This window comes from Actinomyces sp. Marseille-QA0893 (genome assembly GCF_976954355.1).
This window is the reverse complement of the sequence record NZ_CDRJSY010000005.1, coordinates 146,476-173,373: the sequence shown is the minus strand read 5'-3', so window position 1 is coordinate 173,373 and position 26,898 is coordinate 146,476. Positions and strand designations below refer to the sequence as shown.

27 protein-coding genes are annotated in these 26,898 nt (G+C 56.3%); 1 reads left to right on the top strand and 26 read right to left on the bottom strand.

The genetic code is table 11. From position 1 onward, the window contains the following. Window positions 1-34 precede the first annotated feature (34 nt). The 9 genes from ACWNMW_RS07280 to rpsB form a co-directional block, all read right to left on the bottom strand. Window positions 35-1,264, bottom strand: a complete 1,230-nt coding sequence (locus ACWNMW_RS07280; protein ID WP_295892564.1) for a M50 family metallopeptidase — start codon at window positions 1,262-1,264, stop codon at window positions 35-37. 105 nt (window positions 1,265-1,369) lie between these two features. After that, window positions 1,370-2,566 (bottom strand): 1-deoxy-D-xylulose-5-phosphate reductoisomerase, encoded by a 1,197-nt coding sequence (gene dxr / locus ACWNMW_RS07275; protein ID WP_449490483.1) that lies wholly within the window; start codon window positions 2,564-2,566, stop codon window positions 1,370-1,372. Between the two features lie 3 nt (window positions 2,567-2,569). After that, a complete protein-coding gene (locus tag ACWNMW_RS07270) occupies window positions 2,570-3,121 on the bottom strand; it encodes a DivIVA domain-containing protein (RefSeq protein ID WP_295892558.1) in 552 nt (183 codons plus the stop codon). After that, window positions 3,118-4,359, bottom strand: a complete 1,242-nt coding sequence (gene rlmN / locus ACWNMW_RS07265; RefSeq protein ID WP_449490482.1) for a 23S rRNA (adenine(2503)-C(2))-methyltransferase RlmN — start codon at window positions 4,357-4,359, stop codon at window positions 3,118-3,120. The genes ACWNMW_RS07270 and rlmN overlap by 4 nt, the downstream gene beginning before the upstream one ends. 71 nt (window positions 4,360-4,430) lie before the next feature. Further along, window positions 4,431-5,327, bottom strand: a complete 897-nt coding sequence (locus tag ACWNMW_RS07260) for a phosphatidate cytidylyltransferase (RefSeq protein WP_448751153.1) — start codon at window positions 5,325-5,327, stop codon at window positions 4,431-4,433. Continuing rightward, window positions 5,327-5,884 carry a ribosome recycling factor gene (gene frr, locus ACWNMW_RS07255; protein WP_034501497.1) on the bottom strand — a complete coding sequence of 186 codons (558 nt, stop codon included), beginning with the start codon at window positions 5,882-5,884 and terminating at the stop codon, window positions 5,327-5,329. The genes ACWNMW_RS07260 and frr overlap by 1 nt, the downstream gene beginning before the upstream one ends. Window positions 5,885-5,897: 13 nt before the next feature. Further along, a complete protein-coding gene (pyrH, locus tag ACWNMW_RS07250) occupies window positions 5,898-6,617 on the bottom strand; it encodes a UMP kinase (protein ID WP_034501499.1) in 720 nt (239 codons plus the stop codon). An 80-nt stretch (window positions 6,618-6,697) separates the two neighbouring features. Next, on the bottom strand, window positions 6,698-7,525 hold the full coding sequence (gene tsf / locus ACWNMW_RS07245) for a translation elongation factor Ts (RefSeq protein WP_072455969.1): 828 nt from the start codon (window positions 7,523-7,525) through the stop codon (window positions 6,698-6,700). A 24-nt stretch (window positions 7,526-7,549) separates the two neighbouring features. Then, window positions 7,550-8,383, bottom strand: coding sequence for a 30S ribosomal protein S2 (rpsB, locus tag ACWNMW_RS07240; RefSeq protein ID WP_448751152.1), 834 nt, complete (start codon window positions 8,381-8,383; stop codon window positions 7,550-7,552). A 458-nt stretch (window positions 8,384-8,841) separates the two neighbouring features. Between rpsB and ACWNMW_RS07235 the strand changes: the two genes are divergently transcribed. Then, a complete protein-coding gene (locus ACWNMW_RS07235) occupies window positions 8,842-9,273 on the top strand; it encodes a M23 family metallopeptidase (protein ID WP_449490481.1) in 432 nt (143 codons plus the stop codon). A 3-nt stretch (window positions 9,274-9,276) separates the two neighbouring features. Here ACWNMW_RS07235 and ACWNMW_RS07230 read toward each other — a convergent pair whose 3' ends face one another. From ACWNMW_RS07230 to smc, 17 genes are all read right to left on the bottom strand, one after another. Continuing rightward, window positions 9,277-10,188 carry a tyrosine recombinase XerC gene (locus tag ACWNMW_RS07230; protein ID WP_449490480.1) on the bottom strand — a complete coding sequence of 304 codons (912 nt, stop codon included), beginning with the start codon at window positions 10,186-10,188 and terminating at the stop codon, window positions 9,277-9,279. A gap of 9 nt (window positions 10,189-10,197) precedes the next feature. Continuing rightward, the gene (gene dprA / locus ACWNMW_RS07225) at window positions 10,198-11,355 is read right to left on the bottom strand and encodes a DNA-processing protein DprA (RefSeq protein ID WP_449490479.1); all 1,158 of its coding nucleotides are present in this window, start codon (window positions 11,353-11,355) and stop codon (window positions 10,198-10,200) included. Then, a complete protein-coding gene (locus ACWNMW_RS07220) occupies window positions 11,342-12,916 on the bottom strand; it encodes a YifB family Mg chelatase-like AAA ATPase (protein WP_449490478.1) in 1,575 nt (524 codons plus the stop codon). The genes dprA and ACWNMW_RS07220 overlap by 14 nt, the downstream gene beginning before the upstream one ends. Beyond that, a complete protein-coding gene (locus ACWNMW_RS07215; RefSeq protein ID WP_314212057.1) occupies window positions 12,913-13,317 on the bottom strand; it encodes a YraN family protein in 405 nt (134 codons plus the stop codon). The genes ACWNMW_RS07220 and ACWNMW_RS07215 overlap by 4 nt, the downstream gene beginning before the upstream one ends. Before the next feature lie 164 nt (window positions 13,318-13,481). Then, on the bottom strand, window positions 13,482-13,781 hold the full coding sequence (locus ACWNMW_RS07210; protein WP_034501519.1) for a DUF2469 domain-containing protein: 300 nt from the start codon (window positions 13,779-13,781) through the stop codon (window positions 13,482-13,484). 48 nt (window positions 13,782-13,829) lie between these two features. After that, on the bottom strand, window positions 13,830-14,537 hold the full coding sequence (locus ACWNMW_RS07205; RefSeq protein ID WP_449490477.1) for a ribonuclease HII: 708 nt from the start codon (window positions 14,535-14,537) through the stop codon (window positions 13,830-13,832). Next, window positions 14,534-15,250 carry a signal peptidase I gene (gene lepB / locus ACWNMW_RS07200; protein ID WP_034501674.1) on the bottom strand — a complete coding sequence of 239 codons (717 nt, stop codon included), beginning with the start codon at window positions 15,248-15,250 and terminating at the stop codon, window positions 14,534-14,536. Before lepB ends, ACWNMW_RS07205 begins: the two co-directional genes overlap by 4 nt. 130 nt (window positions 15,251-15,380) lie before the next feature. Further along, window positions 15,381-15,737 (bottom strand): 50S ribosomal protein L19, encoded by a 357-nt coding sequence (rplS, locus tag ACWNMW_RS07195; RefSeq protein WP_034501521.1) that lies wholly within the window; start codon window positions 15,735-15,737, stop codon window positions 15,381-15,383. Window positions 15,738-15,951: 214 nt separating this feature from the next. Further along, complete coding sequence (trmD, locus tag ACWNMW_RS07190; protein WP_449490476.1) at window positions 15,952-17,265, bottom strand: tRNA (guanosine(37)-N1)-methyltransferase TrmD; 1,314 nt, start codon at window positions 17,263-17,265, stop codon at window positions 15,952-15,954. Between the two features lie 23 nt (window positions 17,266-17,288). Beyond that, window positions 17,289-17,795, bottom strand: coding sequence for a ribosome maturation factor RimM (gene rimM, locus ACWNMW_RS07185; protein ID WP_034501524.1), 507 nt, complete (start codon window positions 17,793-17,795; stop codon window positions 17,289-17,291). 74 nt (window positions 17,796-17,869) lie between these two features. Further along, window positions 17,870-18,109 (bottom strand): RNA-binding protein, encoded by a 240-nt coding sequence (locus tag ACWNMW_RS07180; RefSeq protein ID WP_034501525.1) that lies wholly within the window; start codon window positions 18,107-18,109, stop codon window positions 17,870-17,872. A 2-nt stretch (window positions 18,110-18,111) separates the two neighbouring features. After that, a complete protein-coding gene (rpsP, locus tag ACWNMW_RS07175; RefSeq protein ID WP_034501527.1) occupies window positions 18,112-18,600 on the bottom strand; it encodes a 30S ribosomal protein S16 in 489 nt (162 codons plus the stop codon). Between the two features lie 225 nt (window positions 18,601-18,825). Next, window positions 18,826-19,893 (bottom strand): amidohydrolase family protein, encoded by a 1,068-nt coding sequence (locus tag ACWNMW_RS07170; RefSeq protein WP_449490475.1) that lies wholly within the window; start codon window positions 19,891-19,893, stop codon window positions 18,826-18,828. Between the two features lie 20 nt (window positions 19,894-19,913). Next, entirely contained in the window at window positions 19,914-21,509 is a 1,596-nt protein-coding gene (ffh, locus tag ACWNMW_RS07165; RefSeq protein WP_034501529.1) for a signal recognition particle protein, read from the bottom strand. A 57-nt stretch (window positions 21,510-21,566) separates the two neighbouring features. Continuing rightward, on the bottom strand, window positions 21,567-22,814 hold the full coding sequence (ftsY, locus tag ACWNMW_RS07160) for a signal recognition particle-docking protein FtsY (RefSeq protein WP_449490474.1): 1,248 nt from the start codon (window positions 22,812-22,814) through the stop codon (window positions 21,567-21,569). A gap of 28 nt (window positions 22,815-22,842) precedes the next feature. Then, entirely contained in the window at window positions 22,843-23,232 is a 390-nt protein-coding gene (locus tag ACWNMW_RS07155) for a hypothetical protein (RefSeq protein ID WP_448751140.1), read from the bottom strand. Between the two features lie 45 nt (window positions 23,233-23,277). Then, window positions 23,278-26,853 carry a chromosome segregation protein SMC gene (gene smc, locus ACWNMW_RS07150; protein ID WP_449490473.1) on the bottom strand — a complete coding sequence of 1,192 codons (3,576 nt, stop codon included), beginning with the start codon at window positions 26,851-26,853 and terminating at the stop codon, window positions 23,278-23,280. Window positions 26,854-26,898: the final 45 nt, after the last annotated feature.

Here is a 26,898-nt window from a genome sequence, read left to right as displayed (position 1 = left end):
CCCACTCGAAACTGGCTGGCACGCGGGCTCAGCTCTATTGCAAAGAAATTGGCGCAATGATGTCAGCTGCGACCAGCAAGACTGTCATAGCGATCAGGAGTGCGCCCATCGTATATGTCAGCGGCATCAAGCGAGCAGTATCGGCGGGCGGCGGAACTTGCCTGCCTCTGGCACGAGCAATCCCACGCCGAATCCACTCGTAAAGCGCGGAAACAATATGCCCACCATCAAGCGGGGGGAAAGGCAGAAGATTAAAAACAAAAAGCGCCATATTGAGAGAAGCCAAAATCGACAGAAGTAGTGCAAGCGAGCGCATCCATCCCCCGCTGGAAGCAGTGACCTCCGAAGAAGTCGCATCTGCTGCGATTCGACCAATTCCGACAACCGACATCACGCCTGCAGAATCGCGCGGTGTGCCCTTAACGAGCGATTGCCCAACATCCCACAAGGCAAGTGGCAAGCGAACGACAACTTGTACGGTACCGGTAAAGGTCTGCCACACTGACGAGGCTACGGTCGCTGGGCTTGCCGCATGGTATTCGATTCCGGCTATCACACCAATGCTCACAGAATCAGCCGTGCGCAGCGGGTCGATCTGCACGTGATAGCTCTGGCCTTGGCGTAGATAGTCGACGCCAATTTCACCCTGCGAGCTTGCAATCGCTTGGCGCATCTCATCCCACGACTGAACACCTGTTCCGTTAATCGCGGTAATCGTGTCCCCACGCCGAATTCCAGCCGCGTATGCGGGAGCTTGGACGCTTGTTCCTTGCGAGGACAGTTCTTGGGGAACATCGCCGAGGGTCAACGAGGCGCGAGGAATTCCGATCCCGACCAAAGCAACTGTCATGAGCACGATGGATAGGAAGAGATTGACCATCGGCCCACCCAGCATGACAACGATCTTCTTGGCTGGATGAAGGAGATAAAATGCGCGAGATTCGTAGCCCTGAGGAATTTCTTCCATGCTTGCTTCGCGGGCTTCTTGGGCGAGAGTGGGCTTTCCCCTGCTATTCGTTGTCTTTATCCCCTCACGCGCCGGAGCAAACATTCCGACAATACGGACGTAGCCGCCCAGAAGAATTGCTCGAAGGGAATAGGTCGTGTCGCCTTTCTTCCACGCAAGAAGTCTGGGGCCAAAACCGACAGCGAACTCAGGAACGTAAACGCCGAATTTCTTGGCAGGAAGCATGTGACCGCATTCGTGCAGGGCAACCGAGATCAGCAAACCCACGATGACAATGACTACACCGATAATTCCCACGTTCGTCCTTCGTCCTCATCCAATGCGTGCGACGGTATTCCTACTGCCCCGACCTATTAAGCCTGTTCCAGCCTAGCGGCATCTAGTACGTATCCGCAGACACAATCAGTAAGCACACAAGTGCTCAGCCCGATTTCGCGCCCACTCTTCAACGCCGAGAATATCTTCCACACTTGGCTGCGCAATACCAGAGTGTTCGCCAAGAACCTGCGCCAAAAGGTCGACAATCGACAGATAGGGAAGCCTCTCTTCGAGGAAGGCTTGAACGAAAACTTCGTTCGCCGCGTTATAGACTGCCGGGTGCGTTGCCGATTCTGAAACAGCTGTGCGAGCAAGAGTGAGGGCCGGGAAAGTCTCGAAATCAACGGGTTCGAAGGTCCACTCCTGTGCGCGGAGAAAATCAACGGGTCTTTCAATATCAGGAAGCCGCTCAGGCCAAGTGAGTCCCAGAGCAATCGGGAGCTTCATATCGGGCGGAGAAGCCTGGGCGATCGTTGCGCCATCTTTCCACGTCACCATCGAGTGAACGATGGACTGAGGATGAACAACCGGCACAATATCATCTGCTGGAATATCAAAAAGAAGGTGCGCTTCGATCAGTTCGAGGCCCTTGTTGACCAGCGTTGAGGAATTGATGGTGACAACGGGTCCCATGCTCCACGTCGGGTGTGCCAAAGCCTGCTGGGGAGTGACATCCGTGAGTTCATGGCGTTTCTTTCCTCTGAAAGGACCGCCCGAGGCCGTGAGAACAAGCTGGGCAACCTCGCTCTTTCCTGTCACGCGAGAAGCAGTCAATCCCTTTTCATGCACACCGCTTTCCAGACATTGAGCAATCGCTGAATGTTCTGAATCAACGGGAACGATCTGTCCAGGTCGACGCATACACCTGCGTACCAAGGAACCGCCAACAACCAAGGATTCCTTATTTGCCAGGGCTAGGGTTGCACCCGCTTCAAGTGCAGCGAGTGTAGGTCCGAGGCCAACGCCTCCGGTTATCCCATTCAAAACCACGGCCTTGGGGAAAGATCCAGCGATCTGCGTCGAGGCCTCTACGCCGTGGAAGATTTCCGGGAGAGTTCCCCCCTTGGAGCGAATGAGTTGAGCGAGTTCATCAACGTCACCGCTGTGGATACCCACGATTTGTGGGCGATAGCGTACGCACTGCTGAGCAAGGAGTTCGAGGGAATGTCCACCCGCGCTCAGCGCGACAACATCGAAACGCTCTGCGTATTGGTCGATAACCTGCAGGGCCTGGGTGCCGATGGATCCCGTTGAGCCTAGAAGGACAACTTGCTGTGTCATCGTTTAATTCACGGAGAGAAGGATCTCGACTGCACGGCCTAGATAGGCATCAACTGGCCCCATCGCATATGCTTTCTTGCCGCGCGCGGACTTGAACAAGGCATGGCGAACATCGTCAGCCAGAAGTTCCTCACGATCATCGAAGAAGGCAGCGATCCGATCCAAAAGATCATCGACTTGCTCAGCATCGTAGCCAATTCCGGACTTTGGGTGAGCAAAGCGATCCCCGTAGGGACGAAGCAATCGCGGGTACAAGGTGGTCGCACGGTCGGCGACTTTTTCGTACCAAGCAGCCTCTCCGTTAACTGCAATGTGGTCAGCACGATCACGCTGAACAAAAGCAGCTTCAAGGCGGCTCATCGCTGCATCGACAGCCTGCGTGTCATAACCGTTGCGCTGCCGAGGGAAGGAAGCCTGCCGGACCTGCTCCGCACTGAATTGCTCAGCAGGAAGGCCTCCCTCGTAGGCATGACGAGCATCGACGAAGAAGTCATCTACGGCGTCCTTACCGTAACCACGCCGGAAAATTCCCGTCGTCGGGAAAGCGTCGCTCATCGCATCTCCTCTTCATGTGCATTATTCTCACGCGCACTTTGACGCGCGCGCTCGCGGTTATTGACAGCCGTCGCAAGCTGCCCACAGGCACCGTCGATATCAGAGCCGCGGGTATCGCGAATCGTTGTCGAGATTCCATTGTCTCGCAGTGTGTGTACGAATGCATCCTGCGCACGACGAGTGGACGCTGTCCAAATGGATCCCGGAGTTGGATTGAGAGGAATTGGGTTGACATGTGCCCATCCCCTGCCGCGCTTGTTGAGCTCGTCAGCAAGGAGTTGTGCACGCCAAACCTGATCATTCATATCTTTAATCAAGGCGTATTCAATAGATACGCGACGTCCAGTCGCAACGAAGTAACGTCGCGCGGCGTCAAGAAGCTCGCCGACCTTCCAGCGAGAATTAATAGGAATGAGCTCATCTCTGAGGTCATCGTCTGGAGTATGCAGGGACACGGCCAAAGTCACGGGCAGACCTTCTTGCGCGAGGCGATCAATCGCAGGAACCAGACCGACCGTCGATACAGTGACATTGCGTGCCGACATACCGAAACCGCTTGGCGAAGGATCAATGATTCGATGGAGAGCCCCCACAACCGCCTTGTAGTTTGCGAGAGGCTCCCCCATTCCCATGAACACAATGTTCGATAGGTGCGTGGGCGATCCACCAACCATCCCCTGTTCACACGCTTGATGTGCGCAGCGTACTTGGTCAATAATTTCGGCCGTCGACAAATTACGTGTCAGCCCCATCTGACCTGTGGCACAGAAAGGACAGCCCATCCCACACCCAGCCTGGGAAGAAATGCACAAAGTCGTCCGATCGCTGTAACGCATGAGGACAGACTCCACGCGGGCCCCGTCGTAGAGTTCCCACAGGTGCTTAAGAGTCTCTCCACGATCGGCCTCAAGAACAGCGACCTCACGTACAAGAGAAGGAAGAAGTGTCGCAGAAATGACGTCATACGCGCTCTTCGGCATATCCGTCATCAGCGCGGGATCGCTCACGTGGCGTTCAAAGTAGTGACGCGAAAGTTGGTCAGCGCGGAAAGGAGGCAGCCCGGCCTCGGAAACAAAAGCCTTGCGTTCACTTCGGTCAAAATCAGCAAGATGACGAGGGGCTTTTCCGCGCCTACGCGCAGCAAAAGTCACCTGAGGCTTCGCATCAGGCGATGTCGCACCTTCGGGCAATTGATCTGTTGGACGTACCTCACGTCGCTTGTGCTGTTCTATGCTCACCGCAACGGCCTCCTTTCCACGTGCATAGCCTAATCGCTCCCACCGGCATCTTCGTCCATCGCTAGCTGTGCTTAGCGAAGTGCGAGAAGAAAAATCACATAGAAAACGGGGGCCGTCATGACAAGAGAGTCCACGCGATCAAGGACGCCGCCGTGCCCGGGGATCAAAGCAGACATATCTTTCAAACCGACTTCACGCTTGATCAAGGATTCAGTGAGGTCACCGATCGTCGCACAGACACAGCCACACGCACCGGCGATCAAACCCCACCACCACGGTGCGCCCAGAAGATAGAAGCCGCCAACGCCGATACCGATGCAGAACGCAAGCGATCCAACGAATCCTTCCCACGACTTCTTTGGGGACAGACGCGGCGCCATCGGATGCTTTCCGAAGAGAATACCGACAAGCCAGCCGCCAATATCGTTAAAGCAGGTCACCGCAACATAGACCCCAATAACTGCAGGCGAGCGAAACTCGCGCAGCATCAAGACAACGAAGCAGGCGAGGAAAGGAACGTAGATTGCGCTAAACACGCTGGCCGTGATGTCAGCAATCCGAGAAGGCGTGGGGGCATCAATGAGGCGCCACACCACAACCGCAAAAACAGTGAGGTAGAGGGCCATGGTGAGGGCCTCGGGGCCAAGAAGCCACGCGCAGACCATCATGCCGATTGCGCCAAGGTACAAGGGAGCAAGGGCGATATGAGTGCCAACCCGAGCGAAGGCTCCTCCCAACTCCCACAATCCAAGCAGAGCGATGCAGCACACGAAGCCGACAAAGAGCCCTTGGACGACAAGTAGCGAGGCGACGAGCAAGGCAATCAGGACTACAGCAGAAGAAACCGCTGCCGGAAGATTGCGACCGGCCTTCCCCGTTGGTGCTAGTGGCTGGGTGTTTTCGCGCGGCTGAGGTGAAAAGACGCGCGAAAACACCGATGGACCGTGTTGATGGGATGTGGTGGACATCAGATGGTGAGAAGTTCGCTTTCCTTAGTTGCAAGAAGGTGGTCGATCAATTCGACGCGAGCCTTCGTTGCAGCCTCGAGGGCCTTTTCTGCGCGCTCGACTTCGTCTTCTCCTGCTTCGCCGTCCTTCTTCAGACGATCGAGGCTTTCCTTTGCCTTACGACGGATAGAGCGAACCGAAACGCGGGCATCTTCTGCCTTGTTCTTTGCCTGCTTGACGTATTCCTTACGACGTTCTTCAGTCAAAGCGGGCAAAACAACGCGTACAACGTTTCCGTCATCAGTCGGGTTGACCCCCAAATCGGACTCGCGCAGAGTCTTGATGATCTCCTGGGTCGCCGTGCGATCAAAAGGCGAAATCAGAACGGTACGAGCTTCAGGAATCTGGAAAGAAGCCAGCTGCTGCATCGGGGTCGGGGCTCCATAGTAGTCAACAAGGAGCTGCTCGAACATGCCAGCATTTGCACGTCCGGTCCGGATATTACCGAATTCATGACGGGCTGCTTCGACCGTCTTATCCATTTTTTCTTCTGCTTCAAGCAGGATGTCGTCGATCACGGAAATCTTCCTTTCAGTGTGATTCGCTGAGGACAAGCGTACCGATTTTTTCGCCACGGAGCGCGGCGGTAACGTTACCGGGTTCTGACATTCCAAAGACTCGCATTGTCAGCCCGTTTTCCTGGCCAAGCGCAAAGGCAGCAGCATCAACGACCTTCAGACCACGGCTCAGTGCATCTTGATAGGTGACGAAGTCAAGCTTATGCGCATTCGGGTTGACTCGAGGATCATCATCGTAGACGCCGTCAACACCATTCTTTGCAACAAGAAGTTCATCGCAATGAGTTTCCAATGCGCGCTGCGCGGAGACCGTATCGGTAGAGAAGTAGGGCAATCCTGCACCTGCGCCGAAGAGAACAACGCGCCCCTTTTCGAGGTGACGAATAGCGCGCAGCGGAATGTAGGGCTCTGCGACCTGTTGCATTGCAATTGCACTTTGGACGCGAGCGGGAACACCAGACTGCTCGATGAAATCTTGAAGCGCCAGGGCATTCATGACTGTGCCGAGCATTCCCATGTAGTCTGCACGTGAGCGGTCCAGACCTTGCCTGGACAACTCGGCTCCGCGGAAGAAGTTACCACCGCCAACGACGACTGCAACCTGGATCCCCGCGTGAACTGCCTCGGCAATCTGCTCTGCAATTGAGCGGACGACAGTGGGATCGAGGCCGACGGAACCTCCGCCAAAGGCTTCACCTGAGAGTTTGAGGAGGACGCGACGAGCAGCTGGCATGAGTACTTCTCCTTTGAATGAGTGCTGAGTCCTAAGAGATAGGGTGATGGCCCCGCATTAAGCGGGGCCATCACACAAAATCAGGCGCCGACGTGGACGCGCACGAACTGGGTGACCTTTGCACCAGCGTCGCGCAGAACCTGTCCGACGGACTTTGAAGGATCGCGAGCAAATGCCTGATCGACCAGGCAGTTGTCCTTGAAGAATGCCTCAAGACGTCCCTGAACAATCTTGGGGACGATCTTCTCAGGCTTGCCTTCCTCGAGGGTGATCTTCTCGAGGGTGGCGCGTTCCTTCTCCAAGACATCGGCCGGAACCGAGTCGCGGTCAAGGTAAGCGGGCATGTAGGCAGCAACGTGCATCGCGATATCGTGTGCAACGCCAGCTCCAGCTGCGTCGGTGACGACGAAGACACCAACCTGCGGGGGCAGGTCGGGGCTGGTCTGGTGCAGGTAGAGATCAACGTTCTCGCCCTCAACGCGAATCACGCGACGGATTTCGAGCTTTTCGCCGATGACTGCGGCCATTGCGTCAAGCTGTTCCTTGACAGTGGAGTCGCCCATCGGAGCTGCAAGCAGCGAGTCAACGTCGGATGCGCCGGAGGCAACAGCGGCCTCGAGGACAGAGTGTGCGAAGTCAATGAACTTCTGGTTCTTGGCAACGAAGTCGGTCTCGGAGTTGACCTCGACCATAACGCCCACGCCGTCCTGAACGGAGGCAGCCAGCAGGCCGGCCGATGCCTGACGACCTTCGCGCTTGGACAGCGACTTCAGGCCCTTCAGACGAATGATTTCGAGAGCCTTTTCAGCATCGCCGTCGGCTTCCTGGAGCGCCTTCTTGACGTCCATCATGCCTGCGCCAGTCTTCTCGCGCAGAGCCTTCACATCAGCAGCGGTGAAATTAGCCATTACTGATTTCCTTCTTTCTGAGCTTCAGTCCTGTGCGGGGGTTTCAGACTCGTTGGCCACGGCCTGTGCTGCTGCCTCGTCAGCGGCAACTTCGCCTTCGAGAAGCTCGCGCTCCCACTCAGCCAAAGGCTCAGCAGCGGTTTCCTCGGAAGCATTCTTGCGGCCGGCGCTGCGTGCAAGCAGGCCTTCGGCAACTGCGTCGGCGATCACGCGGGTCAGCAGTGCAACGGCGCGAATGGCGTCATCGTTGCCGGGAATACGGTAGTCGACCTCGTCCGGATCTGCGTTGGTATCGAGGATGGCCACGATCGGGATGTTGAGCTTGCGAGCTTCGGAAACCGCCAGGTGTTCCTTCTTCGGGTCAACGATCCACACTGCGGAGGGAACCTTGGCCATATCGCGAATACCACCGAGGGTGCGAGCAAGCTTGTCCTTCTCGCGGCGCATCATGAGCAGTTCCTTCTTGGTGCGGCCGGAAGATGCCACATCGTCGAAGTCAATCTGCTCGAGTTCCTTCAGGCGCTGCAGACGCTTGGAAACGGTAGAGAAGTTGGTGAGCATACCGCCGAGCCAACGGTGGTTCACGTAAGGCATGCCAACGCGCTGTGCCTGCTCGGCGACAGCTTCCTGAGCCTGCTTCTTGGTGCCAACAAAGAGGATGGTTCCACCGTGAGCAACGGTTTCCTTCACGAAATCGAAGGCAATATCGATATCGGCAATGGTCTGCTCGAGGTCGATGATGTAGATGCCGTTACGTTCGGTGAGGATGAAACGCTTCATCTTCGGGTTCCAACGACGGGTCTGGTGCCCGAAGTGCACGCCAGATTCCAGGAGCTGGCGCATGGTGACGACTGCCATTGCATCGTCCTTTCCCCGCTGGGCGGGATCGTGGGGTTTCCCCCGGTTTTCTCGGTTAATGTGCCTTTTCGGCCCTGGTGCTATGACGTTGCGACCCATTGGACCGTGACGCAACTGCCCCGGCACTTTCACTTCCGTGAGGTGCTCGGAAAATAGCACGCGAAGTCATTCGCACAGCGAATGCTGTCCAATCTTATCTCATCTCACCTAGCTCGTCGGACCCAGCGGGGTACAAAATGCAGCAATTTCACTTGCAATAGCTCACATGCCTTTATCCACAGGAAGGATATTCACTCGGCGTTTTCCACAGATTTCATTTTGCACGAGCCCCATCGTTTCCCTATGTGCAGGCTGGATTCATGAATCAACGTACGTATGGCTTTCTGCGGCTCATCCCTGCTGTGGCGACATTCATCTTCGCTTGGAGCCTTTGTTTCCCTAGAATAGCAACACCAGCCATGCCACGCGCTTCTTCCGTGTGGACTCTTCCTTTTTCTCAGCCTTTCACTCTTACTCAAGGTTTTGCCCTACCTGATAAGCCATGGCTTTCAGGTTCACGAGGAATATGGATCGACATCGGAAGTGAGGATCCTTCGCTTCGCTCCCCGTGCAACGGAACCGTAGTCTTTTCCGGGATGCTCGCCGGACGCGAAGTCCTTTCCATTGATTGCTCGGGCATCCATTCCACCTTTGAGCCAGCAACTTCTTCCCTCCACATTGGCGAGGCCGTGCAGCGCGGGCAGCGCATCGGTGAGCTTGCCCCGCCCAAGCAGGGGGATTCGCACATGCGGAAGGGCGATCTTCACTGGGGTGCGAAAGTTAGTCGTTACCGCTACATCAATCCGCTCAGAATGCTCCAAGGACACCCGCGGTTGAAAACTCTTCAATGAGTGCTAAGCCCTAGGATGCGCTTGTTTGTAGATAGCGCTCAGGCGCTGAGCATCCACATGCGTATAACGCTGAGTTGTTTGAAGTGAAGAATGTCCAAGCATTTCTTGCACGGCTCGAAGGTCTGCACCTCCAGCCAGGATATGGGTCGCAGCAGTGTGGCGAAGGGCGTGAGGGGCGAGGTCTCGCACGCCTGCCTGTGCGCACATTCGATGGATCATCGCGCGGATCACACGAGGGTCAATGCGCCGTCCCTTATCTCCAACAAAGAGAGCTCGTCCCGCCTCGGGAATCGCCAAACTCGGGCGACCATGAGAAAGCCATGCTTGCAGTGCGGACAAACACGCGCGTGTAAAAGGAACAACTCGTTCTTTGTTGCCTTTACCGATCACTCTTAATGTCATGCCCTGTTGGTCAATCGACGTCGTATCCAGCGAGCACACTTCACTCACGCGAATACCGGTCGCGTAAATCGTCTCAAGGATGGTCCAATCGCGTATCGCCGCCGGCGAATTCTCCTCGCGTGCGCGAGTGGCTGCATAAGACAGGAGCTCGGCCGTATCGGAAGGGGTCTGAACCTGTGGAAGCTTTTGGTCCCCGCGAGCGCTGGTCACGAGCAAGCCGGGGTCGCTGTCAAGGTACCCGCGGCGATATGCCCAAGCGGTGAAGGAACGAATTGAAGCGGTTCTGCGTGAGATTGTCGATCGCGATTTCCCCTGTTGAACCAAACTGGCGAGCCAGGCGCGAATTGCCCGAAGAGTGACGACGCTGCGGATGTTCTCTGTTGAGAGTTCATCGACCTGACAATAAGTAGTGAATGAACGCAGATCACTGACATAGGCGCGAAGGGTGTGCTCTGATACCGCGAGATTGGCGCGCAAATACACGCCCCATGCATCGATCAAAGACTCCTCCACGGGGCAAGTCTATCGGCCTTGCCCGAGACTGCGATGCCAGCCGCGCTCATCGACACCGACGAATGCACTGAGTTGAAGTCGAACAAGAGCGACCTTAACGGATTCTTCATCGAGGCCAGCCGCAACAGCAAGACGCTCGGTCGTCATGGAGCGTCTTTGGGGAAGGGCCTCATAAACCCGGCGTAGTAGCGGTTCGAGGGAATCAACAAGACCATCAGGAGCAGTAGGATCTCCGAACAATGGAAGCTCGTGGATCTCTGGCGCGTTTGCCTCCCCTATCATTTCGAGGACATCGACATAGTCACGGATTAGAGTTCCCCCATTGCGAAGCAAATCATGGACCCCGCGCGATGCTTCCGAATATATAGATCCGGGGATTCCACCAACGGGTGTTCCCTGCTCGAGCGCCCACCGAGAGGTGGCCAGCGCCCCTGAACGCGGCGAGGCCTCGACAACGACAACTCCGCTTGCAGCGGCAGCAATCAAGCGGTTCCTTCCCAAGAATCGCCACTTTGCAGGACGGAATGTGCATGGAACTTCAGAGATGAGCGCTCCCCCACAGGCAAGGATTGTTCGAAAGAGATCCGTGTTGCATGCGGGATAGAGATTACCCAATCCACCAGCCATGAACGCACATGTGTAGCCAGCCACGTCAACGCTCCCCTGGTGAACATAGGAGTCAATACCGATCGCTCCGCCAGAAATAGTGCCGAACCCCCGATGAGAAAGCTCTCGGGAAAGTTCACGAGCAACGCTGTTCCCGTAATTTGAAGACGCGCGAGCGCCCACAATCGCAATTGAAGAACGCGTCGAGAGTTCCCCGAGAACCCAGAGCATTCGAGGCGCATTTTGCCCAAGTTTGACGAAGCCCTTCGGCCACTTGTCATCCTTTGGCAAGACGATGTGGCCACCGATTTTTTCCAAGATATTGAGCTCGAGGTCTGGTTGAGCTGCAAGAGCCCGAGGCCTCCATCTTTTCCAACACGACCTGTAAGTGTCTTCAAGGCTTTTGAGCGCGCCAGGGATCGAGACCTGTTCCGCAAGGAGCCAGCGCTTCGCCTCTTCATCACCCAATGCGCATCGAAGAACTTCAAGTTGGGTATCCGCGGGCTCGCTGATGCAGTTCCACCACACCTCGTCCAGCAGTTGTTGATTATCCGATTCCATAGTGTTCGCCTCCTTGGCGAAGCTGGAGTGCGCAGGAGAATTCCTCCAGCCCGATCGTATTTTTTCCAGAGAAATCAGCACAGGTCCACATCAATCGAAGGAGGCGATCTGCGCCTCGCATGGAAAGTTCTCCCCGGTCAACAGAGCGATCAATCAGAGACAAAATCCGTTCCGAAGGTGGGTGAGTCGAACGGATCCACGAACCCTCCACATCCCGATTGAGCTGCCAAGGAGTATCTCGCAATCGCCGTAACGCCCGCTCACGTGCCTCGCACACTTGTTCCTTTAACGATGCGGAAGTGAAGTCTGCTGCGCACTTCAAGTCGGCTTGTGTGGGGACCCTCATCGACAAAGTAATGTCAATACGGTCAATGAGGGGCCCAGAGAGGCGCCCCAGATAACGCCGTCGTTGCACGGACGAACATGTGCAGCTCTTCGCTCTCCCGCCAAGATGTCCACACGGGCATGGATTCGTCGCCAAAACTAATTGAAAGGACGCGGGATAGGACGCGATATGACCCGAACGCTGAATTCTGACCCAACCAGATTCAAGGGGCTGGCGTAATGAGTCCAAGACCGCAGGCGCGAATTCAGTGGCCTCATCGAGAAAGAGAACTCCCCCGTGGGCAAGAGACACAGCTCCCGGACGAATACAGCTACTTCCACCACCGACCATCGCTGGAATCGACATCGAGTGATGAGGGGATTGAAAAGGCGCATGGTCAAGCAATCCTCCTGCAGGAAGATCCCCAGCAAGGGAATGAATCGCACTTGCGGTCAGAGCATCGCTCTCACTTAACGCTGGAAGAATCGAAGGAATTCGAGAAGCGATCATCGTTTTCCCACTTCCCGGTTCACCAATCAGCATCAGATGGTGGCCGCCCGCCGCAGCAAGAGCAACAGCGTCCACGGCGGCGTTGTGCCCGCGAACTTGAGAGAAGTCGATCTCTGCGCGAGTCAGACCCGATTTTTCTCCTGATTCGTTTCGTTGTGGCCGCGATCCTGTGTTTCCAGAAACGCCCACGATCCGAGCTCGGGTTGCTTCTCCTCCACATGCGCGAACGAAATCTGCAAGATGGGCAAAGGAGCGCACCTCAATTCCCGGCACAAGTGAAGCTTCTTCGCGCGCCTCCTGTGGAACATAGACCCGAGAGATCCCAGCGCGCCTGGCCGCAATCACTGCTGGCAGGACTCCAGGAACGGTATGAAGACTCCCATCCAGTCCCAGTTCACCGATGAAAACCTCTCCAGCGACGCCTTGAGCTCTGATCTTTGACGAGGCAAGAAGAATGGATACAGCGATCGCGAAGTCAAAACCCGAACCTGATTTGGGCAAACCGGCAGGTGAAAGCCCCACTGTCACATGGCGATCCAGTACTTCCAGTTCACACGCTTGAAGCGCTGAGCGAACGCGATCACGTGCTTCTCGCAGAGAGGCATCTGGAAGCCCAACGAGAGTAAAGGTCACTAGTCCGCGCCCCACGTGTGTTTCGACATCGACGATGGTCCCATCGAGGCCAACCAAAGCGACAGCTCGCGTGCGTGCAAGGAAGGAACTCATGCGATGCCCCTCACCCACTCGATTTTCGGTGGATAGCGATCGAAATCGGCTCTCCCGCCTTCGCGCACTTCTTCTGCGCACCCGCGAGGGACAGTCAGAGCAATGACATCAATGCGGAGCTTGGAAAAGGAGGAGTGCTGATGCGCCCATCGGGCAGCAAGGCGCCGCAACTGGAGCACTTTGCGAGTGTCAACAGACTCCAGTGCACTCCCATACGTTGTGCCGATTCGTGTGCGTACCTCGACAACAACAGCTGTTCGCCCTTCACGCGCAAGGATGTCGAGTTCTCCGCGCCGCGAATCACGCCAATTCCGTTCAAGAACTTCTAGGCCGTTATCTTCGATGAATCGGCAGGCATACTCCTCCCCTGCCTGGCCAAGGTATTTTCTGTGATCCACCATTGCTCCTTCCCTTGAGAGGAAGAATGGCAGGTACAGCAAGCAAAAGTTAGGTAGGACGGGGAATCTGTGGGAAACGCCGTTCAGAGGTCACCCTGTGGATAAAACCGTTTCCTGAACAACAACAGGTCGCCAGGTTCCTGCGGCGGAACCTTGCTATACCGTCCTTAAGCAAGAGGAAGTTCCGGCTTGTTGAGTTCCTCGACGTTGACGTCTTTGTAGGTAACAACGCGGACAGAGTGAACAAAACGCGAAGAACGATAGATATCCCAGACCCAAGCGTCGGTCAGCGTCAACTCAAAGAAAATATCGCCGCCAACAGGTCGAGCTTGTACATCAACGTGATTGCACAGGTAGAAACGGCGTTCGGTCTCGACAACGTACTTAAAGAGTCCGATGACGTCGCGATATTCGCGGAAAAGCGCTAGTTCGAGATTATTCTCGTAAGATTCAATATCGTTCGACATGACGGCCTCCTGTGTTGCTCTCAGTATCTTAGAGGGCCGCAGTGTCTTTTATTCGTCGACACCCGGAAGTTTCCACGAGCGTCGATGAAAGTCAGAAGCTCCCAGCTCGCGGAGCCCGCGAATATGAGCCGCGGAGGAATACCCTTTGTTCCCGGCCCAGTCATACCCCGGGTCCTCACACTCCATCATCAAGCGGTCGCGATACACCTTCGCTGCAACAGACGCTGCCGATACAACCGCACAATGTGCATCCGCTTTTACCCGTGTCACAACAGGTGGAACAGCGATATCGGGATAGGAAGGACCGTCAAAACTGGCAAAAAGATCCGGCGAGTCGCTCAGCCAATCATGGCTTCCATCCAAAATGATGACATCTGCATTGAAACCACGAGCCTGTGCAGCCTTCATGGCTCGACGCCCCGCCAGCCTCAAGGCCGCAACAATTCCAAAACGATCAATCTCAGCGTTACTGGCCTGCCCGATTTCAATGCAAGGACTCCACTGATAAACCGGCTCATATAAGGCCTCGCGCGCACGAATACTGAGCATTTTTGAGTCGGCAAGCCCGGGAAGGACATCGACTCCGGCAGGAGGCGCAAAAGCAAGACCAACGCACACCGGGCCTGCAAGTGCACCTCGCCCGACCTCGTCCATTCCTGCAACAACGCCGAAACGAGACTGCAGTTCTTGCTCCCACTCACGCGTGGGCTGCAGCTTAGCTGAGCGCCGTCGAGGCGCCTGCGAAGAGGACGTCATTGAGGATCAGGAACTCCGGAGAAAACCGAGCGATCTCCAAGCCACGTAAGGCGGTTGGTCGGCCAAATCACCGCAAATGCTCGCCCCACCACTGCGCTTTCGGGAACGTAGGGAGATTGTCCGTTGCCCATGTGGTAGCGAGAATCTGCCGAGTTCGTTCGGTTATCCCCCATCACCCACAGGTGCCCTTCGGGGACAGTGACGTCGAAAGTCATCGACGAGGCCGGACCTGAGCTGGCAAGGTAGGGTTCGCTAATCGCGACACCGTTAACTTCGATCTTGCCTTCTGCCGTGCAACAGGTGACATGGTCCCCGCCAAGTCCAATCACACGCTTGACCAAGGTCTGTTCACCGCCGGCAGGAAGAATTCCCGTAAATTCGGCGATCTTTCGAAGCGGGCTTGAGCTCTTCGTATCATTTTTCGACAGCCACCCTAGAGTGTCATCGAAGACGACCACGTCACCACGTCGGATATCACCGGTGTACTGCGAGACTCGAGAAACAGCGATCCGATCGTGTTCGATCAAGGTGTTGCGCATCGAGGCGGAAGGGATCCAAAAGACCTGCACAAGAAAAGCGCGAAGCAGCGAAGAAATGACAAGGGCGCAGATGATGATGATCGCCATCTCCCGCAGCCAATTGAGAGGGTTCTTGCGTGCGCGACGCTCAGCACGCTCGATGTCTTTGATCGAGGGGCCGTGAGCGACTGGCATTCGTACACTTTTTTCGCGCGTTCCACGGCGGCTCATATTCGGTTCCCTTTCCTTTTACTACCGTAAATTCTCACACGTATGCGAAAACCCGGCATCCTTAAGGATACCGGGCTTAAATCGCGAGTGAGTGTCACTCGGCAGATCCGGAGCGGTGCTCCTTGATCTTTGCAGCCTTACCGTGGCGCTCACGCAGGTAGTAGAGCTTTGCGCGGCGCACATCGCCCTTGACGACAACTTCGATCTTGTCGATCGTCGGTGCGTGCAGGGGGAAGGTACGCTCAACACCGACACCGAAGGAAATCTTACGGACGGTGAAGGTTTCGGACACACCGTGGCCACGGCGAGCGATAACGACGCCCTGGAAAACCTGGATACGCGAACGGTTACCTTCGATAACCTTCACGTGAACCTTGACGGTGTCACCGGAACGGAAAGCAGGGATGTCTTCGCGCAGCGAAGCTGCATCGACGGCGTCCAGCTTTTGCATGTTTACTCCTTGACGCTTCTGCCGCAGGTCAGTCACGTCTCTTCGGCAGGTCAAAGCCTGCGATCGTGAATATGTCCGTATGATCCGGCGGCCCCCCACGGCAGGTTACGCCACACACAGACCGTTCAAGTTTGCCACATTCTTTGAGGAAAAGAACAGTGCCAAGAGAAAAAACCTGCCCGAAAAACGGTGATTTGCCTTACGGAAGAGCGAGTTAGACGCCTTCAGGGCGAACCATGACCACATCGGAGGCATCGACGTGATCATTGAGTCGGAAATGACGTCGCCCGGCCTTCTTGAAACCGTGTTTGCGATAGAAACGCTGCGCGCGCTCGTTGTAGATGTGGGTTCCCAAGACGATCTGCGTCGCGCCTTCTTGGCGAACTGCGTCAATCGTGTGCTCAAGCAAAGCTCCCGCGATTCCGCTGCCGTGCACATCGAGATCCGCGTAGCACTTCGATAGGTATGCCGCATGCTCGTCAAGGGGGTATTTCCCATTTCCCCTCGGCATATCTGCTGGGGCATTAAGGAAGACTAGAGAATAGGCAATGAGTACTCCGTCGCTGCAGGCAACAAAGCACCGCGCGCGTTCATCAGCAAGATACTTCGCAAAAACCTCGGGAGTCAGCCCCGTGCGGATAAAGTCCTGCGCGGCCTCGGCGGGGATCATGTCGGGCACTGCGAGGGGGAAGGTGCGTGAGGCAAGCGCACTGATCGCCTCAGCCTCTTCTTTCTTTGCGCGACGAATTTCAACAGTCTTGAGTCCATCATCGCAAACGAGCAAGCCGTGCGCCGCAATAACTTCACGGTCGCGAGTTGAAAGCTGATGTGGATCGATACGCGAAATAATATCGGGACGTCGGAGAGTTGTTCGTTCAAGCGAACGGTCACTCCTCCATCGTTCGATCTTCGCGTGATCTCCGCTCATGAGAACCGATGGAACCTCAAGTCCTCGCCATGACTGAGGTTTCGTGTAGACCGGGTACTCCAAGAGTCCAATGCCACTGTGTGATTCCTCAACCAAAGAATCGGGATTCCCGATCACACCGTCAAGCAAGCGTCCAACGGCCTCGACAAGCACGAGCGCGGCCACTTCTCCCCCGTTGAGGACATAATCGCCGATCGAAAATTCTTCAACGACGAGGCCGCGGCTTCGGTAGTGGTCAGCGACGCGTTGGTCGATTCCTTCATAGCGCCCGCACGCCACAATGATGCGATCAAAAGCTGCGAATTCTTGGGCTTTCTTTTGGGTAAAAGGAATACCGGAGGGAGTGGGGACGGCTAAAACGCAATTTGTGGAGTCACCGATAATATCGTCGAGCGCTTCACCCCAGACATCGGGCTTCATGACCATTCCGGCGCCACCACCGTAGGGGGTGTCGTCAACTGTTCGGTGGCGATCGTGAGTCCATTCGCGCAAATCGTGAACGCGAATATCTAAGTGCCCACTAGTTCTTGCTTTACCCATGAGGGAAAGGTCAAGAACAGAAAAGTACTGCGGGAAAATACTGATCAGATCAATGCGCATTCGTGGTTTCTTCCCTGCTTGAATCAGCGTGCTTCAACAGCGTCGTCGTCAAAAAGACCAGGCAGCGGATCGATGGTGACGGTTCCACCCTCGACATCGACCTCGGGAACGATTTGGTGAACAAAAGGAACCATCACAACACCACTCTGAGTTGCGACTAAGAGCAGATCTTGGGCCGCTCCCATTTGAATTCCCTTGACGGTTCCCAAGGTCTGGCCTTGCAGATCAAGTGCTTGCAGGCCTTTGAGCTGGTGAGGATACCAGGCATCTTCTTCTTCGCGTTCGTCGGTCAGCAGACGTACGCCTCGAAGAGCTTCTGCACCTTCGCGGTCGCTCACTTCCTCGAATAAGGCGACCACGCGTTCTTTATGCTGACGGATGGAGCGAAGCGTCAGCTCGGGCATGGACTGCTCCGAGGTTTCAAAAACTGTCCCGCTGATGAAAAGTTCGGGATCATCACTTCGGATATCGAGAATCACTTCCCCGCGCAGTCCGTGTGCGGGGCCAATCAGTGCTGCCGTCATAAGCATGGGAAAGTCCTTGTCATAGGAACGACAAACGGGGACCTGATCGAGCCAGGTCCCCGTTTGAGATCACTGCGTTGTCACTCGCGGTCGGTGTCAACGACATCAACGCGAACATTCCCACGCGGGGAGAGTGCGTTGACCACCGTGCGTAGCGCACGAGCCGTGCGACCACCACGACCGATGACACGTCCCAGATCCTCCGGGTTCACGCGAACCTCAAGCATCTGCCCGCGACGCATGGAACGGGATGAAACCCGCACGTCTTCGGGGTGGTCAACAATTCCGCTGACCAGGTGTTCGAGTGCATCAGCAAGCATAATCAGGCTTCCTCGCCAGCTTCTTCTTCAGCCTTGGGCTCTTCTGCAGCTTCTTCAGCGGCAGCAGCCTGTGCGGCTTCTTCTTCAGCCTTGCGAGCAGCTTCTTCCTCAGCCTTCTTGGCGGAGGCGTCTGCCTTGCGCTTTTCAGCAGCGGCTTCGGCGTCCTTGATGGCCTGAGCAGCAGCGGCTGCCTTGTCGGCATCTGCGTACTGAACGCGGGACACTGCGTCAGCCTTGCCATTGAAGCGAGCGATATCGCCGGTCAGGACGAGCAGGTTACGAACCTGGTCCGAGGGCTGTGCGCCCACGCCAAGCCAGTACTGCACGCGGTCAGACTTGATCTCGATGGTCGAGGGGTTCGGGGTCGGATCGTACAGACCGACCTCTTCGATGACGCGGCCGTCACGCTTCTTGCGCGAGTCAACGACAACGACACGGTAAACGGGTGCATGGATCTTGCCCATGCGCTTCAAACGAATGCGAACTGCCACTGTTGTGGTCACTCCTGTTTCAAATCGGTGTGGGACAGACATACGTCAGGTAGGGAAACACAGACGATGATTATCCCGGGACGCGACGAACTCAGATGAGAGGGCTCTTCGCACGTCGAGTACAGCGAACAATTATGCCAGTAATAAAAGGTTATTCCAAGCCGATTGGCATAAAGACTTCAATCCTGGCGGTGGTCTTCATCACCGCCAGGATTGAATCCGAGCCTACACCGAGGCAACAAGCATTCCTCCGCGGCAGATCTGCGTCGGATGAAGAAGAGCGTCAACCGAGCGCGAAGGGCATTGCTCATAAATCATCAGATCTGCGATCCCGCCAAGAAAACCCGCAGTGGATTTCAGATACTGTCGAGCCTTGAGCGTTGCACGCGACAGGATCTCATCGGCCGGAACTCCCAAGCTGGCCCATGCGTCAAGCTCACCGCGAATACTCCCAGGTTCTTGATAACCGCCGGTATCACTTGCCGGCAAAATCGTTATCCCCGAGTCGAAAAGAAGCTGCGCCTGTTCATATCGATTCTTCGATAGCCCCATCATCGTCGCCGAGTAACGCGGATACTTGATGCGGCTTTGCTCAGCAAACTCCCCAAAAAGCTCGCGTTGCAGCATAGTGACTGACACTGCTACGCCCCGGGAACACGCCTCAGCAATCTGGTCTCGATCCATTCCGCTGGCGTGTTCGATATTGTCCACTCCAGCTTCTAAGAGATCATCAATGACGCGATGAGAAAAGGCGTGAACAGCGACGCGGCCACCTGACTCGTGCACCGCCGCGACGGCCTCGACAAGCGCACCGCGAGGCCACAAAGGCTCAAGATCCGCATCACTTCCCCTACTGCGATCGATCCAGTCCCCCACGATCTTCACCCAACCGTCACCACGTGCCAACTCTTCAAGTGCAACCGCAGTAAGATCCCCGGCATCCTCAACCTCGCGAGCAAGACCTCGGATATAGCGCTTCGGGCGAGCGATGTGACGACCGCATCGAATAAGGACTGGTAGACCAGCCTCGCCTTGAACCCACGAGGTATCGACGGGAGAACCGCAATCACGCAGAAGTGTCACACCCGCACTGAGCTCAGTGCGAAGCTGTCCGCGCTGTTCATCTGCACTCAGAACGCGGGCACCGTGACCAACACCGATGTGACAGTGCGCATCGACGAGGCCGGGGGTAGCCCACCCGCGTGCAACCTGTGCTCCTCGCGGAATAGTATCAACGGGCGAAATGACCGGAGCGAGGACCCACACACCGCGAACCCAACCCGATTCGGTCAATAAATGCCCGTCAAAATACATCAGGAACGGCCGAGCATTCGACGGATATCTTCGGGAAGATCATCCAAAGTCGGGCGAGGGCCTTCTTGCGGAGCTTCACTCACACCAAAAGCCGAACCCGAGGGCGCACTTGAACGCTGTTCGGGAGGAAGTAGGGCCTCGAGTTCTTGTTGACGACGCTTTGCAGGGTTACCACTACGCGCCTTCTTGGCCACGCGTGCTCGCTGAGCACGGTCCTTACGAGCTTGTGCCTTCTGCTTTGCTTTTCCGCCGCTTCCGGGCATGGATCCCATTCCGGGCATTCCTCCCGGTCCCATCTGCCCCATTTGCCCCATCATGGTCTTCGCGGCTTCAAAACGCTTGACCAGATTATTGACCTCAGCAACCGTGACGCCGGAACCGCGAGCAATACGAGCACGGCGTGAGCCGTTGAGAATCGAAACATCTGCGCGTTCGGCGGGGGTCATCGAGCGAACAATCGCCTCGACGCGGTTCACCTCGCGTTCATCGAAGTTCTCAAGCTGATCACGCATCTGGGCCATTCCGGGAATCATTCCCAGAACCTTCTTCATTGAGCCCAGCTTGCGGACCTGTTGGAGCTGGCTGAGGAAGTCGTCCAAGGTGAGTTCACCGGACATGGCCTTCTTGGCCATCTTCTCTGCTTCTTCAGCATCGAGGCGCTTTTCGGCCTGCTCGATGAGCGTCATGATGTCGCCCATATCGAGGATACGGCTGGCCATGCGATCTGCATGGAAACGCTCGAAGTCGTCCAAGCCTTCGCCCGTTGAAGCAAAGAGGATGGGCGCACCCGTCACGCCTCGGACAGAGAGCGCAGCACCGCCTCGGGCATCACCATCGAGTTTGGAAAGAACAACGCCCGTAAAGCCCACACCGTCACGGAAAGCCGTCGCCGTATTAACAGCGTCCTGACCGATCATCGCGTCTAGGACAAACATGACTTCGTGGGGGTTGACGGCCTCGCGAATGGCAATGGCCTGGGCCATCATTTCTTCGTCAACGCCCAAGCGACCCGCGGTATCAACGATCACAACGTTGATACCGTTCGTAATCGCATAGTCAAGGCCCGAGCGAGCTACTTGAACCGGATCGCCGACACCATTACCGGGCTGTGGCGCCCACACTTGAACGCCCGCACGCTCACCAACGATTTGCAGCTGACCAACCGCATTGGGGCGCTGGAGGTCTGAAGCAACGAGCAAGACAGACTTGCCTTCTTCGCGCAGCCACTTTCCAAGCTTTCCGGCCAAAGTCGTCTTACCTGCACCCTGCAGACCAGCGAGCATGAAGACTGTGGGGCCACGCTGAGCGAAGTGGAGTTCTCGGGTTTCACCGCCAAGAATCTCGACCAGTTCGTCGTGAACGATTCGAACGACTTGCTGACCAGGATTGAGGGCACGAGAGCGAGCGGCACCATAGGCCTTCTGGCGAACCTGCGTTGTGAACTCGCGAACAACGGGCAGCGCGACGTCGGCATCCAAGAGTGCGCGTCGAATCTCGCTGATGGTCTGATCAACATCAGACTCGGTCAAAACACCGCGCGAACGCAGCCTCTTAAAAGACGCTGTCAAACGATCAGACAGATCCGAGAAAGCCACTGTGACTACTCCTCACGAGCACAAAAATACAGAACCAGGTTTTAAGGGTAGTGGGTTCTAGCCCACGATCGCATCAACAAACGAGTTCGGGTCGAAAGGTGCGAGGTCGTCTGGGCCTTCTCCAAGCCCGACAAACTTCACAGGAACGCCCAGAGTGCGCTGGACAGAAACGACGATTCCGCCCTTCGCTGAGCCATCAAGCTTCGACAAGACAATACCTGTTACCCCTGCAACTTCAGCAAACACTTCTGCCTGTCGCAAGCCGTTTTGACCGGTAGTTGCGTCCAAGACCAAAAGAACTTCGCTCACGGGCGCGTGCTTTTCCATCACGCGCTTAACCTTGCCAAGTTCATCCATGAGCGCAGACTTCGTTTGAAGTCGACCAGCCGTATCCACCATGACGATGTCACAGCCTCGACGAATGCCTTCTTCAACCGATTCAAAAGCAACTGATGCGGGATCCGCTCCCTCACGCTCAGAACGGACAACGCCAACACCCACGCGACTTCCCCAGGTTTCAAGCTGATCGGCAGCAGCTGCGCGGAAAGTATCAGCCGCACCAAGGAGAACTTCGTGTCCTTCAGCGCGGAAAATACGCGCCATCTTTCCGGTCGTCGTGGTCTTACCGGTACCGTTCACGCCCACCATCAAAATCGTTGCTGGGACTCGAACACCGTCGACCTCGCGGACACCGAGGTTGACGGAGCGGTCCATGTCTGGCCCAACAAGCTTGAGCAGTTCTTCGCGCAAGAGAGCACGAACGACCTGCGGATCCGAGGTATTTTCAACCTTGACGCGCGTACGGAGTGCCTCCATGAGCTCTTCGGTTGCGTCCAATCCCAAGTCCGCGATCAGCAGGGAGTCTTCAATCTCTTCCCAATCGGTAGCCGATAGGTCTCCCCTAGACAGAAGGGAAAGTAGGGACTTGCCCAGCGCACCGGAGCGCGCCAGACGCGCACGGAGGCGTCCCATGCGCGAAGGAATCGACTCGGGAACCTCAACTTCTTGGGCAGGTTCTTCTTCCGAGGTCGAGGCAGGCTCAACGCCCGCGTCCCCCTCCGCAGCGGTCTCTTCGTCGGCAACCGGCCCGGCGCGAATTTGATCGGAGTCGCCCACCTCGCTTTCACGGGGTTCTTCAGGCGCGGCCTCGGCAGGCACCTGTGTAGGCGTAGCGGGAGGAAGCTGGGCATCCTTCGGCTTACGCGAGCGCGCGAAGGCAAGAATCGCACCAACGAGCACAACAATGACTCCCACCAAAATGATGGGTGCCACCGGGTTATGAACAAAATCCATGAGAGCCTGCATGGGTCAATCTTTCCTCAGGTCTTCCTTTTTAGGCTTTTTCTGTCGGCGCAACGTCGCTGGAGGCACCGCTTTGCGATTCTCCTTGCTGGCGAGGGCGAGACTTCGCGTGAGAGCCTCGACGGCTTGCAATGTCTTCAATACGTTCGGTCATTGCTTCAACAGCCTCAAAACCAGGGAGGCCATCGGCAACCATGTAACCGCGAGAACTACGAGAGCTATCAAGCACGTTTCTCATATTCTCTTCACGGACGCTGATCTCGGGAATCTGGGTCGGAATCTCTTGGTTGGATTGACTCTTCAAATGGTCTTTCCATTGATCAGCACTACGCCTGTGCAGGGCGAAGCCCAAGATGACCGCTGCGGCAATAGCAAGCATGACGATCATGGTGACGATGTAGACCGCAATTCCTTCAATCATGTCTTAACTTTCCCATCAGTGACGCAGCTATGCCAAGTGCACGCCCTATTCATTCAGGCGTTGAGAGACCACGCGAGTCACACCGTCCCTCATGGTGACGCCGTACAGAGCATCAGCGATTTCCATTGTTCGCTTCTGGTGCGTAATCACAATCAGCTGCGAGGTCGCGCGCAATTCTTTGAAGATCTCCAGCAGGCGCGAGAGATTAATGTCATCCAGGGCTGCCTCAACCTCGTCCATCACATAGAAGGGAGAGGGCCGCGCCTTAAAGATCGCAACGAGGAAAGCTAAGGCAGCAAGAGAACGCTCGCCGCCAGAGAGGAGTGAGAGGCGTTTGACTTTCTTGCCGGCAGGTCGGGCCTCAATTTCGATCCCCGTATCGAGCATCGAATCGGGATCAGTCAAGACAAGACGGCCCTCTCCACCTGGGAAGAGAACATTGAAAGTGTGTTCAAAATGCTTCGCTGTGTCCTTCCATGCTTCTTCGAAGGCTTCTTGAACCAGGCGATCAACATCTTCGACGATATGGAGAAGATCTGCCTTAGATTTTTTGAGGTCGTGTACTTGGGCGACGAGGAATTCGTGCCGCTTAGCCAAAGCCGCATGTTCTTCCAAAGCAAGAGGATTGACACGGCCCAGTTTCTCGAGTTCTTTGAGGGCTTGGTCAAGGACCTTGACCTGTTCTTCGCGCACATAGGGCCGTGAAGGCACAGAATCTTCTGTTTCTTGGGCAGGCTGTCCTTCCTCATTCGAATCAACGTCCTCTGGGCTGGCCTGGTTGAGTGCGTCCTCGGTGAGGATGGGGACTAGGTTATGCGGGCCATAGTGTTCGATGAGGTCATCTGCTTCCATGGAGATTTCCTCCAAAGAACGCCCCTCAAGTTGCTCGACACGCATCCGTAATTCCGCGCGCAGAATCTGAGCCTGTTGGGCGGCAAGAGTGAGCTCAGAAATCTGAGCGCGAACGGCATCGAGTTGAGCGCGAACTCCCGCGAGTTTCTCCGAATCTTCACGCCGTGCCACTTCGATGTCGTCGCGGCGTCCCTTTGCGGCGGCAACTGCCCTTTGCGCATATTCGAAGCCCCGCTGTGCCTCTTCTAGAACGCTTTGAGCACGTGCGAGTTCACGCTTGCGGCGTTCTTCCCTGCGCTGGTAGGCAATTCTTTCCTCACGACTACGGGCAGCGGCCTGTCGAAGATTACGGGCGCGCGAGGCTGCGCCTCGTGATTCTTCTTCTGCTGCACGCAAAGCAAGGCGTGCCTGCGTCTCTTCTTCCCGCGCCGCGCGCGCTGCAGCTGCGCGTTCTTCGGCGAGGCGAGTCGCGGCCTCGAGATCAACATCGGGAGCTTCAAGTGCGCCGGTTCGCGCACGTTCCTGCGCATTTTCGTGGGCAATGCGCGCGTGTTCAAGTTGTTCTTCGGCGCGTTTCAGGGTCTCTTCAGCACGCGTTGTTTCCGCGTGAGCGGCACGAGCGCCGCTGTGAACGCGAGCCGCCTCCTGTGCGATCTTCGCTTGACGCGCGTCCTCTTCACGAAGCGCCTTGAGTGCATCATTTGCTCCACGCACAGCTTGGTCCAGAGCAGCGTTGGCTTCACTCAGTTGCTCTTGAGCATCACTTTCCCGCTTTAATGCTTCCGCGGCAGCCGCCGCTGCTTCCTCGTACTGTGCCCGCAAGGCAAGGGGCGAAGCGCTCTCCTCCCCCGCTACCAGCACGGATGAATTCGTCACGAGGTCCCCGCGCACAGTTGCCACGCACTCAATTTCTGGGCGGGCAATAGCGATTCGCGCTTCTTCAATGGTCTGCGACACCCACGCACCGTCAAGGAGCACATCAAGAAGAGCAGAAAAACGCTCCGAGGTGACGGCGTCTCTGGCCCATTTGCCAGGAATTCCCTCAAGTGGGGCCGGCTTGCGGTGAGTCGCCGCGCAATCTGCGATGAGAAAACGGACTTGTCCCTGGCCACGCTCGTCGGCATCGCGAACGTTCTCCCACGCGTGCTCGTGTGTATCCATCACCAACGCGTCTGAGAAGGGGAAAAGCAGCTGAGCAATTGCATTCTCATATCCGGCATCGACATGGACGCCACTGGGCAGATCGCCCATCGATCCCTTGGCTTCCATAAACGAGGCGGTACCGTCGCTGGGAGTGAGAGTTTGAGCGAGTGCGTCACGGCGCGCTTCCCAACGCGCGCGTTCAGCTCGAGCGTCGCGTTCAAGTGCAAGCAGCGCATCGACCTTCTCGCGTGCTTCTTCTCGAGTTTTTTGTGCAGCGTTGAGCGCTTTCGAGGCGAGTGAATCGTTGCTGGGATGATCTTCCGAATAGGCTTGCGCCTCCTGAGCGGCCTTCGCCTCACGCTCTCGGGCCGCGTCTACCTGGGTCTTTGCGCGCTTTGCTTCCGCCTGGGCGGCATCAAAGCGTGACGATGCCGAGGCAAGCCCCGCACTGAGGCGCGCACTGGCCTCGCGATAGTCGGCGAGAAGTCGGTTTGCTTGTGCCAAGGCACGCTGGGCCTCATCATCGAGGCGTTCGGCTTCGCCGCGAAGACGAAGAGCCTCGTCGACTCGACTCTGGGCGCTTTGAACTCGTTGAAGAATCTGTGCATCCTCGTGGCTGGCGGCTTGCGCTCGTTCATCCAAGGATGCGGGGTCTTCGGTTTGAGGGGCCAATTCTGGTTGGGAATGGGTCAACACACGCTCACGAGCAATCGTCATGGTCGCGTCAAGACGCTGGGCAATTGCGGTGAGCGATTGCCATTCTTCCATTGCCTGTGCGACCTGCGGGTGCCGGAGGCGCTCTTCTTCTTCCAAGCGTCGAATATCGGCGCTTCTGAGTGTTTCTTCTTCTTGCAGGTGTGCTAGGCGCTCATGCTGGACGTCAGCATCATCAGATCCGCGCTGAAGCCGATCTCGAGCAATCACCAGATCATCGGCAAGAAGACGCGCTTTTGCGTCGCGTACACGCGCTTGAATGAGCGAGGCTCGACGCGCAATCTTCGCTTGGCGCGCAAGAGGACGCAGCTGACGCTCGATTTCTGAAGTGAGGTCGAGGACCCGGACCAAGTTTTGATCCATATCCCCAAGTTTTTTCAATGCGCGTTCTTTTCGCCTGCGGTGTTTGAGAACCCCCGCAGCCTCTTCAATGAAACCGCGGCGTTCTTCCGGCGTTGACGACAAGATCGTGTCGAGCTGCCCTTGCCCGACAATGACGTGCATTTGACGGCCCATACCGGTATCAGAAAGCAATTCTTGGATATCCAGGAGCCTGGCCGGAGTTCCATTAATTGCGTATTCGCTGCCACCGCCTCGGAAAAGAGTGCGACTGATGGTGACTTCGGAGTAGTCGATGGGAAGGAGGCCGTCACTATTGTCGATGGTTAAGTCGACCTGTGCTCGTCCCAAGGGTGCGCGACCTGATGTTCCGGCAAAGATGACGTCGGCCATATTCGCGCCGCGAAGCGTTTTTGCACCTTGCTCCCCCATCACCCACGCTAAAGCGTCGACGACATTGGACTTTCCAGAACCATTCGGACCAACCACACAGGTGATCCCGGGTTCCAGGCGTAGAGTCGTTGCACTTGCGAAGGATTTGAATCCTCTCAGTGAAAGTGTTTTAAGGTGCACGAATCTAAGCCTAAAGCTTCCTGAAGATATTCAGCAGAATTTCGA

What these genes read in the sequence shown, in the direction of transcription:
- ACWNMW_RS07215 (WP_314212057.1), bottom strand. Translation starts at nt 13,317, where the DNA reads ATGGTGGATCACAGAAAATACCTTGGCCAGGCAGGGGAGGAGTATGCC.
- lepB (WP_034501674.1), bottom strand. Translation starts at nt 15,250, where the DNA reads ATGCCAGTCGCTCACGGCCCCTCGATCAAAGACATCGAGCGTGCTGAG.
- trmD (WP_449490476.1), bottom strand. Translation starts at nt 17,265, where the DNA reads ATGCGCATTGATCTGATCAGTATTTTCCCGCAGTACTTTTCTGTTCTT.
- ACWNMW_RS07270 (WP_295892558.1), bottom strand. Translation starts at nt 3,121, where the DNA reads ATGAGCGACGCTTTCCCGACGACGGGAATTTTCCGGCGTGGTTACGGT.
- dxr (WP_449490483.1), bottom strand. Translation starts at nt 2,566, where the DNA reads ATGACACAGCAAGTTGTCCTTCTAGGCTCAACGGGATCCATCGGCACC.
- tsf (WP_072455969.1), bottom strand. Translation starts at nt 7,525, where the DNA reads ATGGCTAATTTCACCGCTGCTGATGTGAAGGCTCTGCGCGAGAAGACT.
- ACWNMW_RS07180 (WP_034501525.1), bottom strand. Translation starts at nt 18,109, where the DNA reads ATGCTTGCTGATGCACTCGAACACCTGGTCAGCGGAATTGTTGACCAC.
- dprA (WP_449490479.1), bottom strand. Translation starts at nt 11,355, where the DNA reads ATGGAATCGGATAATCAACAACTGCTGGACGAGGTGTGGTGGAACTGC.
- ACWNMW_RS07260 (WP_448751153.1), bottom strand. Translation starts at nt 5,327, where the DNA reads ATGTCCACCACATCCCATCAACACGGTCCATCGGTGTTTTCGCGCGTC.
- ACWNMW_RS07220 (WP_449490478.1), bottom strand. Translation starts at nt 12,916, where the DNA reads ATGAGTTCCTTCCTTGCACGCACGCGAGCTGTCGCTTTGGTTGGCCTC.
- ACWNMW_RS07210 (WP_034501519.1), bottom strand. Translation starts at nt 13,781, where the DNA reads ATGTCGAACGATATTGAATCTTACGAGAATAATCTCGAACTAGCGCTT.
- ftsY (WP_449490474.1), bottom strand. Translation starts at nt 22,814, where the DNA reads ATGCAGGCTCTCATGGATTTTGTTCATAACCCGGTGGCACCCATCATT.
- rplS (WP_034501521.1), bottom strand. Translation starts at nt 15,737, where the DNA reads ATGCAAAAGCTGGACGCCGTCGATGCAGCTTCGCTGCGCGAAGACATC.
- ACWNMW_RS07155 (WP_448751140.1), bottom strand. Translation starts at nt 23,232, where the DNA reads ATGATTGAAGGAATTGCGGTCTACATCGTCACCATGATCGTCATGCTT.
- rimM (WP_034501524.1), bottom strand. Translation starts at nt 17,795, where the DNA reads ATGCTTATGACGGCAGCACTGATTGGCCCCGCACACGGACTGCGCGGG.
- ACWNMW_RS07205 (WP_449490477.1), bottom strand. Translation starts at nt 14,537, where the DNA reads ATGACGTCCTCTTCGCAGGCGCCTCGACGGCGCTCAGCTAAGCTGCAG.
- pyrH (WP_034501499.1), bottom strand. Translation starts at nt 6,617, where the DNA reads ATGCCAGCTGCTCGTCGCGTCCTCCTCAAACTCTCAGGTGAAGCCTTT.
- rpsB (WP_448751152.1), bottom strand. Translation starts at nt 8,383, where the DNA reads ATGGCAGTCGTCACCATGCGCCAGCTCCTGGAATCTGGCGTGCACTTC.
- ACWNMW_RS07235 (WP_449490481.1), top strand. Translation starts at nt 8,842, where the DNA reads ATGCCACGCGCTTCTTCCGTGTGGACTCTTCCTTTTTCTCAGCCTTTC.